At 55.8% G+C, this 16,538-nt stretch carries 12 protein-coding genes; 7 read left to right on the forward strand and 5 right to left on the reverse strand.

The window, feature by feature from the left end:
- Window positions 1–213: 213 nt before the first annotated feature.
- Window positions 214–1,572, reverse strand: a complete 1,359-nt coding sequence (locus tag GSQ91_RS06140) for a hypothetical protein (protein ID WP_158820385.1) — start codon at window positions 1,570–1,572, stop codon at window positions 214–216.
- Window positions 1,573–1,705: 133 nt separating this feature from the next.
- Between GSQ91_RS06140 and GSQ91_RS06145 the strand changes: the two genes are divergently transcribed.
- Entirely contained in the window at window positions 1,706–2,467 is a 762-nt protein-coding gene (locus GSQ91_RS06145) for a phosphotransferase enzyme family protein (RefSeq protein ID WP_158820386.1), read from the forward strand.
- Between the two features lie 71 nt (window positions 2,468–2,538).
- Here the strand turns inward: GSQ91_RS06145 and GSQ91_RS06150 are convergent, their stop codons facing one another.
- Together GSQ91_RS06150 and GSQ91_RS06155 are read right to left on the reverse strand one after the other, a co-directional pair.
- Window positions 2,539–2,856, reverse strand: a complete 318-nt coding sequence (locus GSQ91_RS06150) for a transcriptional regulator (RefSeq protein WP_174240655.1) — start codon at window positions 2,854–2,856, stop codon at window positions 2,539–2,541.
- Window positions 2,846–3,292, reverse strand: a complete 447-nt coding sequence (locus GSQ91_RS06155; protein ID WP_158820387.1) for a hypothetical protein — start codon at window positions 3,290–3,292, stop codon at window positions 2,846–2,848. Before GSQ91_RS06155 ends, GSQ91_RS06150 begins: the two co-directional genes overlap by 11 nt.
- A gap of 782 nt (window positions 3,293–4,074) precedes the next feature.
- On the opposite strand from GSQ91_RS06155, the gene GSQ91_RS06160 reads away from it, so the two are divergent.
- The 6 genes from GSQ91_RS06160 (at window position 4,075) to GSQ91_RS06185 (ending at window position 14,125) form a co-directional block, all read left to right on the forward strand.
- Window positions 4,075–5,616 (forward strand): glycoside hydrolase family 76 protein, encoded by a 1,542-nt coding sequence (locus GSQ91_RS06160; protein WP_158820388.1) that lies wholly within the window; start codon window positions 4,075–4,077, stop codon window positions 5,614–5,616.
- Window positions 5,617–5,806: 190 nt separating this feature from the next.
- Window positions 5,807–7,879, forward strand: a complete 2,073-nt coding sequence (locus tag GSQ91_RS06165) for a S53 family peptidase (protein ID WP_158820389.1) — start codon at window positions 5,807–5,809, stop codon at window positions 7,877–7,879.
- A gap of 435 nt (window positions 7,880–8,314) precedes the next feature.
- Window positions 8,315–9,421, forward strand: coding sequence for an RICIN domain-containing protein (locus GSQ91_RS06170; protein WP_158820390.1), 1,107 nt, complete (start codon window positions 8,315–8,317; stop codon window positions 9,419–9,421).
- 77 nt (window positions 9,422–9,498) lie between these two features.
- On the forward strand, window positions 9,499–10,815 hold the full coding sequence (locus tag GSQ91_RS06175) for a glycoside hydrolase family 76 protein (RefSeq protein ID WP_158820391.1): 1,317 nt from the start codon (window positions 9,499–9,501) through the stop codon (window positions 10,813–10,815).
- A 277-nt stretch (window positions 10,816–11,092) separates the two neighbouring features.
- Window positions 11,093–12,886 (forward strand): glycoside hydrolase, encoded by a 1,794-nt coding sequence (locus GSQ91_RS06180; RefSeq protein ID WP_158820392.1) that lies wholly within the window; start codon window positions 11,093–11,095, stop codon window positions 12,884–12,886.
- Window positions 12,887–12,994: 108 nt separating this feature from the next.
- Window positions 12,995–14,125, forward strand: a complete 1,131-nt coding sequence (locus GSQ91_RS06185; RefSeq protein WP_216845092.1) for a hypothetical protein — start codon at window positions 12,995–12,997, stop codon at window positions 14,123–14,125.
- Here the strand turns inward: GSQ91_RS06185 and GSQ91_RS06190 are convergent.
- Complete coding sequence (locus GSQ91_RS06190) at window positions 14,057–15,736, reverse strand: hypothetical protein (RefSeq protein WP_158820393.1); 1,680 nt, start codon at window positions 15,734–15,736, stop codon at window positions 14,057–14,059. The two genes, GSQ91_RS06185 and GSQ91_RS06190, sit on opposite strands and share 69 nt — an antisense overlap.
- Window positions 15,729–16,493 (reverse strand): ABC transporter ATP-binding protein, encoded by a 765-nt coding sequence (locus GSQ91_RS06195; RefSeq protein WP_158820394.1) that lies wholly within the window; start codon window positions 16,491–16,493, stop codon window positions 15,729–15,731. The genes GSQ91_RS06190 and GSQ91_RS06195 overlap by 8 nt, the downstream gene beginning before the upstream one ends.
- Window positions 16,494–16,538: the final 45 nt, after the last annotated feature.

Below are 16,538 nucleotides of genomic sequence, written 5' to 3' on the forward strand. Positions count from 1 at the left end.
GCCGTTTCATCGTGTTGACCGCAATCTAGAGCATTTTTCGTGCAGGTGTAGAGCAGCAGGAGAAAGCGTAGTGTCAGTTGAAACATTGGAGACGTGGCATACATGGGCAGGAGCGGTCGGGCGGTCGCCCGATGCCCACCTTAGGCGCAAAAAACGCGCCGAAGATGGGGCACCCGGATTTGTGGCTCGCTCTACATCTATAGAGGAAATGCTCTAGTGAGAGGTCGTACGACGGTGGGCGGGAGCCTTCGCCGGTGGTTTCGCCGGGACAACTGAGCTATCGCTCATTGTGACCATGACTGGCGACGAGGTGTAGGACGCATAGGTGCCCTGCAGCTTTATTTTGTCACCGGCCTTAGGCACGACCTTCAACGGTTCTTTCATGTTGAAGGTAAAATCTGCCGTCTTGCTTTGCACCGAATCGTCGGAAAACGCAACCTGAACAGCATCCGCAGTAGCCGAGATGACCAAGGCATCACCGAAGGATACCGATTTACCCTTGACGCTATCGAAGACCTCATCCGCGTAGGTCTTTTGGGTCTTGGGGTCTATCTGGCCCGTAGCAGGATCCACCGTCCCGGTCTTAGGATCGGGAACATTGCCATATTGATACACAAACTCCTTGTCGCCGGGGGCTAATTTGGCGAGGTCGGGCGTGCTGGCAATCGTCTGCTTTACGTAGTCAATAGGCTTGGGCGCGGCCGTGATGGTGGTGCCCAGATCGACTGGAGGTGTCAGGCTTGTCTTCACCAATGCCTGTAGCTTCTCATAGCCATCGGTGCTGCCATGGTACTTCTTGTAGCAGTAGGTCGCCGTCGGCTGAATCGCAGACACATACTGGCCGGCAAACGCAGCAGCCCGAGTCGCGTACCAGGCGCAGTTCAGGTAATCGGGCGGCGTCGATTGCTGATAGGCGTTTGCCAGATAGAACACATCCTGCAGCACGGCGCCTGGAGCCTGTGTCGCGTCCGGGGTTACGCCACCGAGTTCAGTTTTGAACGCCGTAATCGCGTCCGTATAGTCCTTCTTGGATATATCATCGTCCGCAATTGCGCCCTGAAAGGTGGCTGTAGCCGACTTGAAGGTGGCATCATCCATAGCAGCTGGCTTGCCAACACCCAGGCCCGTCTGGGCATAGCCCGCGGCCTTGTCGAGAGCCGCAGTCTTGGCGGCGGGATCAGTCAGTGCATCCGCCGCGCTCCGGCGCAGAAAGGCTTCGAGGTACAGTGCTTGAAGCTGTTTCGGATCGGCTTGCAGAAGACGGTCTGCGGCATCCAGCGTCTTAGCAGGATCGTTGGCTTTGTAGTAGGCGAACATCAGTTTCGCGAGCGCATCCTTCTTGACCGCGGAGTTTGGATAGGCCTTCAGATAGGCCTCCCACGCGGCTGCCTGTGCAGCGGGTGTGGCTGCGGTATCGGCATCGTTATAGGCCTTGTACTCCTCCGGCGACATCTGAATCTGCCCGGCAGCCTGGCCAGCGGCAGGGGCTGAGGCATCCTGCGCAAAGCAGGGTTGCACAACGGTAGCAACGCCGGCCATTGCCAGCAGTGAAGCAAGTACGACGTTCTTCATAGAAAAGCTCCTGGGCTGAATTAAGATGACAGTATACCTATACAAGACAACACCTTTGTTCGGCCACGATAAAACAGCTCGATACTCCAGGAAACAGCGAAAAACGCAGGCTCGAGCATCCCCACAAGTCTCTATGACGGAAGACGAACACATCCTCACAGGCGGAAACGTCGCCGCACGCGTCGTAAGAATCGGAGAGACGGTACGCAAGCCGGTCACGATTGCCACATCCAGCGTCAAAAGCCTTCTCGATTTCCTGCAGGCTCGAGGCTACCCTGCATGCCCACAACACTTTGGGATGGATGAACAAGGCCGGCAATCTTTGGAGTTTGTTCCGGGAGTCATGGCCAATGTCGGAACCCCGTTGAGCCTCGCCGATTTAGAGGGGGTCGGCAGACTCATCCGTCAATTGCACGAGCTTACGGCTTGCTTCCCGATTCCGGCCGGCGCACGCTGGGACGTTCCGATACGTCCCGACCATGACGATCTCATCTGTCACAACGATCTCGCACCATGGAATCTGGTGCGGAACGGGGATCGATGGGTCTTCATCGACTGGGATAACTCAGGTCCCGGTTCTCGCCTTTGGGACCTATCCTATGCGGCGATCACCTTCCCTCCCATAGAGCCGCAGGGGGACATCACGGAGATAGCTCCACGGGTCCGCGCATTAGTCAGAGGCTACGGATTGTCCCCTTCACAAGGCGATGCTTTACCCGCGTTGATGCGTAGGCGCGCTCAAGCCATGGGAGACCTTCTCGTGAAGGGTGCAGCGAAGGGTCTTCAACCCTGGACGCAGATGTATGCAGCAGATCACGCCAGGTACTGGTTCGGGGCGGCGAAGTTTGTAGAGGAACATAGCCAGGCATTACAAGACGTCTGCAAGAATCCTTGAATGAACCTGTAGGGGCTAATGGACTGAGTGTACCGGGACATGCGTTACGCTGTGGAACCTGACACATCCGCTTAGATCGGATCAGCAGCACCGGCAACAATTCTTTGCAGTGCAGCTACGTGATTATGGAACATCTTGCGGCCGGTGCGGGTGACTGAGACCCACGTTCGCTGACGACCATCGGCGGTGGCCTTGGTGAGTTTGATGAGCCCGGCGTCGGCGAGTGCCGATAGGTGCTTCGACATGACCGAATCGCTGGTGCTCGTGAGTTCTTTGAGGCGAGCGAACTCGGCCTGTTCCACTTGTACGAGAACGGCCATGACCTGAAGGCGTGCGGCTGCCTGGAGCAATGGCTCGAACCCGACGATGATGGTTGCGCTAGCAGGCATTGAGTTCTCTCACGAAAATGTGCTGCCAGAGCACGCTTCCCAGATAGCCGATGATGAAAGTCAGGGCTGCAAGCGCGAGGCTAATGCCAGGTTCTTTCCGTACGATTGAGAAGTAGTAGCTAGTAAGGTACAGACCGCTAAGGAGCACAAGCATGGGGAAGGTGACCATACGTGTCTTGCCACGGCGATCGCCTCTAATGAAGACGCCGAGGCGGCGCTTATCCCACCTCACGATGAGATATACGCTTGCGATAATCAAGGCAAGTGCGGTGAATCGCAGCGGCTGAGGGAAGGCGGGGGTTCCCACTAAGGCTGCCACAACCGCAGCGAATGCTGCGTGGCGTGACGGAGGGCAGAACGAAAGATTCGCGAGGTTCTGCTCGACCTCGCCCTTTGCGGCGAGTGCCAGAAGAGCTTCTTCTTTAGGGGTGGACATCTGATTGGCCTCACTTTCCATTGTGGAAAGTATAGCGTTCATTTTCCATTGTGGAAAGTGGCTTTAACAAGTTTCTACCTCGGGATTGCTACTTCGACGCTCTGCCTGTGGACCCCGCATCTAGCCATCGTCATTTTCCAGCGAGAGTACTCGCCGTTCCGCCGATAGAGCCGCAGGGCGACATCACAGATGTATGCAGCAGATCACGCCAGATACTGGTTAGGCGCAGCACAATTCGCTGAAGAACATAGCCAGGGCCGACAAGACATAATTTGTTCTGTCTCTCATACCGCCGCAGATCCGTCATCCTGTACTAGATCTAAGTCATGACCTGCCTCACCCATCATTCAAGTCCATGAACAATGTAGTCAGACAGATAGCTTGCTCAACCAGGTAATACGGACCGGGTAATAAGTGTGATGCCGCCGAATTGCTCCACACTGACAGATTCAAAGGAAGATGAACGTTGCCTTGCGTCGCCTGGAATTTTTTACGGAACTTCTATTCATTCCCACTTGACTAGAGAGGCACGCTAGTAGTATTTTGAATCCCGCCGTCATGGAATCGTTACCAACGCCGGATAGAACATAATTTTCATAGGCAATCCGATAACGGGTTGCATCTGTCCGATGCGTGTGTACAAAGCTGTCGCAGTCAGTAGTCAGGAATACTTCTTCATCTGCATGAACAGTAGAGCCGTGTGGTTCACTGCTTTCCGCACGGAATGAAACGCAGATTCATTGCACGTCGCCTGTATAGCGAGCCCGCAAGGAGAATTCTCCATGAACGTACATTTTTGCGCAGTCCTGTGTCGTGTAGTCGGCCCTTTCCTCGCAACCCTGTTGATGCTGAGCGCCGTTCGCCCAGCCCTCGCACAGTGGACAACTGCCGATGCTCAGACTGCATTCAGCAACTACAACAATGGCTTCTATTTCAATCCCAGCGGCGATAACTACGATTACCGCGTGCAACAGGGATCCACCACGACTTCAGGCTTTTGGGTGGGAGCTGAAGAGATTGAACTCGCAATTGACGCCTATAACAACAGCCCAACTACGGCCAACCTTAATATCATCAATCAATTATGCAATGGCTTCGTTGCGCAGTTTGGGAGCAACTGGTCTAGCGATAGCTTTGACGATGATTTGATGTGGGCGACCATTGCCTTTGTCAGGGCTTATTCTGCAACCGGGACAGCCGCCTGGCTAAGCGATGCGGAGACCAACTTCGCTGTCGTCTGGAGTCGCGGGTACGACACAACCTTTGGAGGAGGCATCTGGTGGAACGCCGCTCAGGCGAACACTTCCTCCGGCTATAAGAATTCTGCTGCGAATTGGACGTTTGTGATCGCCGGAAATCTTCTCTATAACGCAACCGGCAACTCAACGTATCAGAGTGAGGCAAACACAATCTATAGCTGGGCGTACAGCAACCTTTATGTCGCATCGACCGGGGAGATCTATGACGGCATTAACAGTAGCGGGATTAGCTCTGGGCAGTACTCCTATAACTACGGGGTCGCCGTGGGCGCTGACTACTTCGAAAACAAAGATAGTGATGCCACGAACGTAGCAAACTATCTCATGAACAACGAATCCAGCGGAACCGTCAACGGATATAACATCCTGCCAAACTATGGACAGGGCGGCACGGATGGCGGCGGATTCAATGGCATTGCCCTGCGCTGGATCGGGTACGCGTACACCAACGGTGCTCTCAGCAATCCCGATATATTGTCCTGGGCGCAGACCAATGTCAGTCAGGCATGGTCTGAGCAAAACTCACAGGGACTTTCATGGAATAACTGGCTGTCAGCCACTCCCTATGGCGGACTATACAGCTGGGATTGCAGCGATACAGTCGTTGGACTGCTGGATATACCTACTGGCACAGCGAGCTTGAATGGTGCGCACACACTCACTCCACAAAACGCCACCGGCTCACGACTCGATGACTATCAGTCCGGTACGGCGTCTGGAAACACAATCGACATTTGGACTGCGAATAACACCGGAGCACAGAGCTGGGTCTTCAGTAACGTGAATGTCTCACCGGCGGGTTACTACAATATCGCGGTCTCCTACGGCGCCTATTGTGTCACGGCTTCTGCCGCCACCAGCGGTTCGGTGGTAAACCTCCAGCCGTGCATTGGCTCTTCAGGCCAGGCGTGGGAAGCAGTCGCCTCGGGCAGCACTTTTATCTTTCATCCCGCAAGTAATACCAGCCTCTGCCTTGATGTGCAGGGGGCAGGTACGGGTAACGGAACACCTGCTATCGCCTATACCTGCAGTGGCGGAAACAACGAGCAATGGGCGCTCGATTAATTTGTAATCCTCAGCCTATTTCTTAGGACTGTTTCCCACCAGATCGTTTTTAGTCACGACTGACTTCTATCGCAGCCCATGAAGGATCGCAGCACCCTGTACGACTGAATGGTTGCCTTCTGCTGAGTCACCTGCAGGCATATCTTCCAGATCCATATTTATTCAAATCCAGACTACTTAATGAGGGTTTATGAAGAACTATGTGATGCCGCTCGTCGTCTTGTTACTTTCCTCCCCGGTGTTAGCCCAGCAACAAGCTCCCATAAAAAATAGCGTTCGCAGCGTGGTCGTAAACCGGCAGGTCAGAATGCTGAGCCAGCTGGATGAGGCACAGACCCTGAAGTTATCGATCGCCCTTCCGCTGCGCGATCAAGCAGGGCTCACTTCCCTGCTGCAGCAACTCTACAATCCTGCCAGCCCGCAGTATCATCACTGGCTTTCTGTGCAGCAGTTTACCGATAGATTCGGCCCTACGCAGGAAGACTACGACACTGTCGCGCGGTATGCGCAAGCCAACGGCCTTACGATTCGAGCCAGAACTGCCAATCGCTTTCTTCTGGACGTGAATGGTTCTGTGGCGCAGGTCAACAAGGCTCTTCACGTAACGATGCAGACATACCAGCATCCCACCGAGGACCGAACCTTCTACTCGCCAGACCGGACTCCTATGCTCGACCTTCCCGTGAAGATCTGGTACATCGCCGGGCTGGATAACTTCTCCATTCCGAAGCCTCGTCTTCGTTTTGCAAAGGCTGGCGAACCCAAGACGTTCACAACGGGTTCAGGTCCGGGCGGAGCGTTTCTCGGCAGCGATATGCGTGCGGCATACTATGGCGGCACGGCGCTCACGGGAGCAGGCCAGACGATTGGCTTGTTCGGCCTGGACTACAACATCAGCGATGTTGAGAACTACTTCAGCAACGTCGGCCAGCCGTTTAATTCCGGTGTCGTGCAGAACTACTCGACCGATGGCACAACCAACTCCTGCGGCTCAGGCTGCGATGACGGCGAGCCTGTCATCGACATCGTGGAAGCACTTTCCATGGCGCCTGGAGCCAGCGCGATCATCGAGTACTTCGGTGCGAACTTTGAAGACACCTTCAACGCCATGGCCACGGCGAACGTCGCAAAGCAGCTTAGCGCATCTGTCGGCTACCTGCCTGCAAACCCTACTGCGGATGAGCCTATCTTTCAGGAGTTTGCTGCACAGGGACAGAACCTGTTTGTATCCTCCGACGACAGTGGTGCTTATCTGAATGGCGTCGATGCCTATTACCCTGCAGACGATCCGTATGTGGTCTCTACCGGTGGTACGGACCTGACAACCAACGGATCAGGCGGAGCCTGGTCGTCAGAGAGTGCCTGGGTCGGCAGCGGCGGCGGCATCAGCACAAACGGCCTGGCCATTCCTTCGTATCAGCAGATATCCGGCGTTATTAACTCGTCGAATGGCGGATCAACCACCTTGCGCAACGCTCCTGATGTGGCCATGGAGGCGAATACGGATAACTGGTATTGCGTCAATGGCAACCCCTGCCAGGGAGGTGTTGGGGGCACGAGTCTCTCCGCACCGCGCTGGGCTGGCTTTCTGGCGTTGATCAATGAACAGGCGGCCAACAATGGGCAGTCCTCCGTCGGCTTTCTCAACACCATCGTGTATTCACTCGGCTCTAGCTCGAACTACAGCGGAGACATGCACGACATCACGACCGGCAACAACAACGACTCGGGCAACGGAGGCTACAACGCCGTTGCCGGATACGACCTGGTGACCGGCTGGGGCAGTCCGAATGGGCAAGCGTTTATTAACGCGCTGGCGCCCCTGACAACTGGCAATCTTGACGGCGCGCACATCATGGCTCCGGCAAGCTCTCCTGGCCTGGTGCTTGACGATTATGCCTCCGGCACCGGCAGTGGCAACCAGATTGACATCTGGACTGCCAACGGTACGGGAGCGCAATCCTGGGTCTTTGGCAGCGCGAACGTACAGCCGGCGGGAGACTACAACATTGCCGTGTCCTACGGCGCCTACTGCGCCACGGCATCGGGCACAACCAGCGGTTCGGTTGTGAACCTGCAACCGTGCAGTGGAGCGTCGTCGCAGGCGTGGAACATCACCAGCGCTGGAAGCGAATACATCTTGCATCCGTCAGGCAATGCTGGACTCTGCCTTGATGTGGAGAACTCCGGCACGACCAACGGAACGCTTGTGCAGGTCTACACCTGCAACAACACGAACGCCCAAAACTGGGCGCTTCAGTAAGAAAACGATGGAACGAGGCGGTTCACACCGCCTTGATTCAAGTCGTTGAACTGTGTCTGCCTTCCTGGACATCCCAACGCAGGCACAAAGATCCTCACTCACTCGTCACGCAACCCGAAACTACCCATGGAGAGAGCAATGACAATGCCAGAATGCAAGCGCAGACCAAACCAATTTTTCTCGAATGTTTGTCTTTTCCTATCCTGTCTTTTCGTAATGACCCTTTCAGCCGCAGCGCAAAATCTATCTGCAGGGCGCCCCACGAACGTACCGGCTGAATATGTGGTAACGCCGTTCGGCTATATGCATCCTTCGTGTCTGGTACACCTGCGCGAAGGAGAAAGCGTCGGGAAAAATACAGTTCATCATGCCGACGGCACAGTGGAGAATGTCGCAGCCTGCCAGTATCCGCGTTATAAGGCGAACGGAGACGTTATGGCGCAGCCCGCAACGTCAAAATCGACCGAGACCGAGACCGCAACACCGCCACCGCCCACAATTAGCTGGGACTGGGTGGAGGACGTCACTGACTTTTATTCAAGTAACCTTGGCAAACAATCCAGCACCTGGGTTGTGCCGGCAGACCCCACCAGCCACGACGGCCAGACCGATTACTTCTTCCCAGGCATCGGCAATATCATGCAGCCCGTGCTGGGGTGGGGCGCTGACTATGCGACCGGATGGGGCATAGCCAGCTGGGTATGCTGCAGTCCTGCGGCGGAGAGCGCGGCGATTCCAGTCAACGCCGGCGACCTGATCTCAGGAACCACAACCCAAACCTGCAGCAATGGGAGCGCTTCCTGTGGCACCTGGATCGTCTCGACAACCGACGTGACAACCGGCCAGACCACGACCCTGGGCGCCGAGCCAACCCAGGGAGATCAGAATGAAGCGATTGGCGGTGTACTCGAGGTGTATAGCATCGCCCAATGTAGCGATTATCCCGCGAACGGTGAAATCGTCTACGACTCTACGTTTTATGACTATAACGGCAACTTCGTACCCAATCTGACCTGGACCGGCAGCGCAAGCACTACCGATTCACCCCAGTGCAACTATTCTGCGTCGGCACCGACGCAGTCGCAAATTGTACTTACCTTCGGCACCGTTGCGAACCTGAACGGCACACACACCTTGACCCCACAGAACTCCACTGGATCGCGCCTGGATGATTGGCAGTCCGGAACCGGCAACGGGAATCAGATTGATATCTACGGGGCGAATAACACGGGGGCACAGAGTTGGGTGTTCGGCAACTCGGGTGTTTCGCCTTCCGGGTTCTACAACATCGCGGTCTCCTATGGAGCGTATTGCTTGACGGCTTCCGGCTCTAGCAGCGGCTCCCTGGTCCAGCTCGATGCCTGCAACGGGGCCTCCTCACAGGCGTGGCAAGCGGTGCCTGCAGGTAGCGGATACGTACTTCATCCTGCCAACAACACCTCTCTCTGCCTGGACGTGCAGGGCGATGGAACTGCCAATGGAACGCTGGTGGACGCCTATACCTGCAACGGCGGCAACAACGAGAACTGGGTGCTCAACTAAACGGCTTATCCATTCGATTTTGCCAACCGAAATCCCCCGGTTTTTACCGGGGGATTTCAATCTACAAGGAGAGCTTTATGCTTCGGCCCAATTTCCAAACGCTCAATCAGTTCTTTCATCGGACTACCTTAGGAGCAGCGCTTCTGCTCGCCATCTCACTTCCGGGCCTGACAGCCTTCGCGCAAACGGCCTGTTACACACCTTGGAGTGCCACTACGGTGTATACAGGCGGACAGACGGCCAGCGAAAATAATCAGAATTACACCGCAGATTACTGGACGCAGAATCAGGACCCCTCCTCCAACAGCGGCGCAGTTGGAACTGGCGAGCCCTGGATTCCAGACGGAAGTTGTGGTGGTGCTGCTGCTTCTCCCTATGCGCAAGAGGCAGCCGAAGGAGTTACTACACTCCAGCAGTGGTATGTGCAGAGTAGCGGCCTCTATCAGTCCCCTACTGGATGGTGGAATGCCGCGAACGCGATCACTCTCTTAGTGAATTACTCCAGGGTCACCGGTACGACGCAGTATCTCTCCGCAGTTGCAAACACGTATGCGAATGCGAATGCGGCGAACGGCAGCCAGAACTTTATCACCAGCGCAAACGATGACGAAGGCTGGTGGGCTTTGGCCTGGGTCGATGCCTACGATCTGACACAAAACCAGAACTATCTGAATACCGCTGAAACCATATTCTCCGACTTAACCACGCAGTGGGATACGACCACGTGCGGTGGAGGCGTTTGGTGGAGCAAGAATCTCACGACGTCGGCCTACAAGAACGCGGTTACGAATGAGATCTTCCTAAAGCTTGCCGCATCGCTTGCCAACCGCGTCTCCGATCCCACAGCGAAGGCGCAATATCTAAGCTGGGCCAATCAGGAATGGCAATGGTTCCAGAGCTCCGGCATGATCAATTCGCAGAATCTGATCAACGATGGACTGAATGCCACCAATCCAAACGCCTGCACGAACAATGGCCAGACAACCTGGACCTACAACCAGGGAGTGATACTGGGCGGCCTGGTTGAGCTTAATAAAGCCAATCAGAATAGTTCTCTGATAACAACGGCGCAGACGATTGCCAGTGCGACCATGACGAACCTTGTGACTTCCAACGGAATCCTGCAGGAACCTTCGATCTCCGGACCAGATCAGCCGCAGTTCAAAGGTATCTTCATGCGCAATCTCATGGAGCTCGATGAGGCATCTCCTCAGTCGCAGTATCAAACATTCGTCGATAACAACGTGAACAGCATTTGGCAGAGTGATCAGGGATCGAATTACGAGTTTGGCGTCTACTGGCAAGGTCCCTTCGATTCAGGGGATGCGACACGTCAGACCTCGGCGCTAGACGCCTTCGTTGCTGCCATAGAGATGGAGGGCAATTCGCAGTAGATTGCATCTCACGGACGACATACATAACAACTGTCAGAACCATGTGGTGGCCCAGACCTCATGGCGCAACGATGAAGTTCCTGTCGATTTAAGGGACTGGGTGTGAGCCATTGGATAATTGGACATGGTGCGTTTCACTCCTCTTCCGCTCGTTCGATTCGCTGCCGTTTGTGCTCTCGCGGCACTCTTGCCACTGTGCAGTCACGCAGACGCTTTGGGGCAGGTCAATTCCGGCCGGATCACTCCTCGGCCTGCACAGGCCTTTCGCGGATGGGGCATGTCCCTGATGTGGGAGGCAAACGACCTCTACGGCGGCGGCCGCCAGGTGGCGAAGATCAAGGATCCGAAGATTCAGAGCCAGTATATGGACCTGCTCTTCGGAGACCCGGCAACGCGTCTCACACTTGGACTCACGATCGCCCGCTACAACATCGGGGGTGGCGACGATCCAACGCACACGCACATGCGGCCCGATGCTCAGATGGAAGGCTATCAATCCGGTCCAGACAAGCCTTTTGACTGGAGTAGAGATGCGTCGCAGCGGCGCATGCTGGAGGAAGCCAAGAAGCGCGGGGCTAACATTTTTGAGGCTGCTTCTTATTCCCCGCCCTACTGGATGACGCTCAGCGGCTGCACCTCCGGGAGCAAAGACACACATCAGGACAACCTGCGTCCCGATATGCGAGAAAGTTTCGTCAACTATCTGGCAACCGTCGTCAAGCACTTTCGAGATGCGGAAGGAATCCGCTTTGAAAGCCTGGAGCCATTCAACGAACCGGATGCCGACTGGTGGAAAGCCGGAGAGAGTCAGGAGGGGTACACCGTACCGGTGGCGACCCAGAGTGCAATCCTTCCGATGCTGGCGAACGTCCTTAAGGGCGACGGTTTAAGCACCATGGTTGCCGGCGTCGATGCGAACAACATCCCGGCGGCGGTGAGCATTGGCAATCAGCTAAGCGCCGATGCGCTCTCCGCGACCGGGCGACTGAATACGCACGACTATCATTCATCCATCGGCGATGTGGCAAAGCTCAAGGAGTACAGAGCTCTCGCCGAGAAGCTGCACAAACCGATCTGGATGAGCGAAGTCGGCTGCTGCTTTGGAGATCAAGGGGACAAGAGCGAGATGTGGGGAGCTCTGTTCATGGCGGATTCCATCCGCACGGATCTGCGCGATATGGGTGCGGAATCGTGGGTGCTCTGGCAGCCTGACTGGGGCGTGATCGCCTTCGATCCCAAAGGCGGGGAGCCGCATCTGCAGAAGCAATACTATGCACTCGCCCAGTACACCCGCTTCATTCGGCCAGGCTTTCAGATCATCTCAGCCGGAGGAGCGTTCCATACCCTCGCTGCTTACTCGCGCTCGGCGAAGCGCCTCGTTCTTGTAACAACCAACTGGGAGACACCGGGGGAGAACGACCTTGATCTCACGGCATTCGCTGGGCTCCAGTCCTCAGTAGCGGCCTACCGTACGACCGGAGACAATTCAGTCAGTCTGCGAGAGGAAAAGATCGCGATCTCCGCAACGGGACACATCCTTGACTCGCTTCCGGTTCGCTCCATCACTACTTATGTGATCGACGGTGTTACGCCCACCGCAAAGGCTCTGACGGGCACCCTCCAGGGCACTCATAAGGTTGTCTCACAAGCAGCCAGGCAATGCCTGAATATCACCACCAACTCCACGCGCGCGGGTGACGCCATCATTCCCTATTCCTGTGGCGCCTTCAATAACGAAGAGTTTAACTTTGTCGAGAAGGCTGGCGGGTTCTACTCGATTCAAACCGTCAACGGCGCAGAGAACCTGTGTCTGAACGTGTCCAACGGTGCGACATCGCCCGGAGACGGCAGGACGCGCGGAGGTCCGGGAAACCTGATTCAGTGGAGTTGCGGCAATGGCTCGTTGCCCGCAAACGATCTCTTTGAGATGATGCCCTCGGGCGAGGGCAGTTATCGAATTCGCGTAAAGAGCAGCGGCCTCTGCCTGGAAGACCCAGGAGCAGGAGGCACGATCCGCCAGAATCGCTGTGATGCTGCATCCGCGAACCAAATATTCAGCCTGATCGACTAATTCAGTGTGTTCAATAGCGGGATGTCAGGCGGGTGCCCCCTTCGTGACGGCCTCATGTCATGCGACAACTCGTTGCATTGACGTCAATACAGCGGTTAGTCTCGTTCCATGCAACAATCCGCGCTGTACAGGGCATTGCTCTTCATTGCCGTGATGTTGATCGCGTCTTTTGGGAGCGCCCAGGGCACGAATGTAGGATTCATGGTGGTACAGATTCCTAATGGAACAGAGGCTGCTCTGACCGCAGGGATTTGGTATCCCACCGATGCAGAGCCGAGCGTTCATGCCTTGGGATTGTCCACACAAAATGTTGCCTTGGAGGCTCCGGTCAAGGGTCACAACCTTCCGCTCGTTGTCATCTCACACGGGGGTGGCGGTTCGTATGAAGGCCACTATGACACCGCACTTGCCTTAGCTCATGCCGGATTCGTAGCTGCGGCCATAAGCCATGCTGGCGACACCTACGACGACCAAAGCAAAGTGCTGCAGCTTTGGCGACGCCCGGCCCAGCTCCGTCTCCTTGTGAGCTACATGCTGCAAAACTGGCCGCAGCATGAACGGCTGGACGCAAGCCGGATCGGCGGATTCGGGTTTTCTAATGGCGGCTTCACCATGCTGGTTGCAGCGGGTGGTATTCCTGATCTCAACAAGATTGGCCCCTATTGCCAGGCCCAGCCCGGCCACGATCTCTGCCAGACGTTGAAGGAAGCAAAGGTTGATTCCTCTCATCTCGGCGATCTTGTTCCTTCTTCTGACGTATGGATCGCCGATCCGCGTATCAAATCCATAGTGATTGCTGCTCCAGCGTTTGCTTTCACGTTTACGAAGGATGGACTGAAAGGTATCCACATTCCGATTCAGCTTTGGCGAGCAGCCAACGATCAGCACCAGCCGAACCCGTACTACGAGGAAACACTTCTCCGGCGTCTACCGCGACTGCCCGAATACCACGTCGTTCCCGGTGCCGGCCATTATGATTTTCTCCCGCCCTGTAGCGCGAAATTGGCGGCGGTGAACCATCTCATCTGTGCCGATCCTGCCGGGTTCAACCGGTCTGGGTTTCATGAGCAGTTCGATAGCGAGATTGTGCGGTTCTTTCAGACAACTCTGTCATTGCAGTCGAGAGATCAGTCGGCGGATGCCCCACACCTGCCGCTGTGTTCACTATTGCTATCCAACAGTCAAGCCAAGGGTGATGACCGCGGCCTCAGGGATCTCATCGAAGCGGAGTTCTTCTGAAGCAGCGAGCGTTCGATTGAGCCACTCGAGGATGCCAGCGGCCAAGAGCAGGATGACAGACGTTACCAGTGTTTCAGTAGTGCTTGTGAGCATCAGCTGCTCCTTGCGAGTCACGGCATCGACCACTGGAATAGAGAGGACGACGCTGCCCCAAAACAGGAAGGGAATCTGTGCGGTGCCAGGCAGGTAGGAACAAGTGTAAGGGATACTTCGATTTCCATAGAGACAGATGTCGGCGAGAAGGATGCCATATAGAGCGAGCAGAAGCACATGTTCGCAGCAGCTTCCCGCTGGCTCGACGAATAACCCGAAGACAGCCGAGACAATACAGACAGGAAGCACCGTGAGGGCGATCAGTGTGTAGCGGGAAGCATTCTGGTACGCGGGGGCGATACGAACCTGGTGAAGCCTGAAGACCCAATTTGCCTGGAGCAGAACAGGGAAAGAAAAGCCCACACGAAGACCGAGTACGACCACGGTCATCATCACGATGGTTGAATCCAGGTACTGCAAACTGATGTGCGAATTCAGGGGCGCGCGACTGCTCATGTCGAACACGACGAAGAGAATTGCCGAGCCAATACCTATATAAAACGCTAAAAGAAGCTTTTGTTGCCGGTTCCGAAAGAGAGATCGGCCCGAAAAGAGCAGCAGCGGACCCAGCAGAGAACCGCCGAGCCATGGCAGACGCTTCGGGCTGAATCGTGTCTTGACCGTGTCGGCATTCGCCGCGATGCGGGACAGGAGGTTTGCGTATAGCGCTGCACTGCCTATTCCTGAGGCCGCTATTACTCCTGCGAGCAAGATCCATCCGTGAATCGCCGCGGTGCTGGCCGATGAGGGTAGAGTGCCCTGCATTTGGAAGAACATGGCTGTGAAACAGTAAGGCGGAAACCAGGAGACGTGTGCAACCGCCGATTGCAGCGCGAGCTGCTCCGGTACCACCGCACCCGGCTCAAGAAAAAATGTGGCGAGCAGTGTGGCGAAGAGCAGTACCTGCAGCATCGCAGAAGCCCGCAGAAAAAGATTCCTGGGAAGCAGGAGTGCGGCAGCGCTCTGTATCGCCAGCACGCTGGCGAAGAGGAATATTGCCGCGAAAGCCTGCATTAGCCAATAGGCCAGGTAGCTCTGCAACGTGGCACGAAGGCCGGAGGGTGCCAGCACCACCGGCCATATGAGTCCCGAAGCACAATTCAACACGAACGCGGAGATCAGCACGATGGAGCAACTGGCGCCTGTTTTGGCGAGGCACAGCGTCGTGGGCTTGATCGGCAACGGCCCGAGCACGAAGACATCCTTCCGGTCGGGCAACAAGGCGTCCCAACCGAGCAGAGTGCATAGCCCGCTTATAAGCAGGGTCCCCGACAGCAGATGGTATTCCATCGTCCAACAAAATACCTGCTTGAGCTGCGACGCCATCTTTTCGCCGCCGAAACTGAAGCCGGCAAACATCATGATCAGACTGAACATTAGAATTACAGAGCTCAACTGTCCAAGCAGTTTCGTTACGTCAGCCTTGGAGGACAGCGAGTCGAGTTCAAAGATCCGAAATGCGAACTGTCGATAGAGGACTCTCAGGCGAGAGGGCGTATGCTGCGAGGAGTTAGTCATGAATCAACTCCATGATCTGTTTTGCGATGAGGATGCTGTCCTGTTCGACCGCCAGCTGCGCAAAGATGCTTTCCAGATCGGGCAACTCCATCAGTGCGCGAAGCTGGCCGACAGAATCGTTTGCGATGAGCTTTCCCTTGTGCAAAATTACGACCCGCGCGCTCAGACGCTCGACGGTGTCCAGTTCGTGCGAGCTGAACAGTACGACCTTTCCCGCGGCAGCTAACGCCTGTATCAGGTCACGCAAGATCAAAGCAGATTCCACATCGAGGCCAGAGAACGGCTCATCCAGTAGAACCAGGTCGGGGTTGTGCAGGAGCGCAGCGATCAACAGCACCTTCTGCCGCATCCCTTTGGAATAACCGGAGATGGCCGCGTGACGGTCGCCGTGCAACGAGAAAAGTTGCAGAAGCCCGTCGATCCTCTGTGTATCCCGCCGAGTGTTGAGGCCTCGGAGCTGCGCGATCATCGTAAGAAACTCGGAGGCCGAGAGGTGTGTGTAGAGATGCGGCTCCTCCGGAACGTATCCGATACGCTGCTTGTAGGCGATCAGGTCTTTGTCGATGCGCTGACCCTGAAACAGGATCGCCCCGGAGGTCGGTTCCAGAAGTCCCGTGATCATCTTCATGGTGGTGGATTTCCCGGAACCGTTGGGGCCGAGATAGCCAGTGACCTCTCCGGCGGCGGCGGAGAAGCTGATCCTATCTACTGCCGGAATGCCGTTATAGCGCTTTGAGACCTCCCGAAGTTCGAGCATGATGTTTTCCCTTCCGTGGTTGCTACATATGTAGCAACCAAGAAA

This window comes from Granulicella sp. S156, assembly GCF_009766105.1.
Lineage (GTDB): Bacteria > Acidobacteriota > Terriglobia > Terriglobales > Acidobacteriaceae > Granulicella.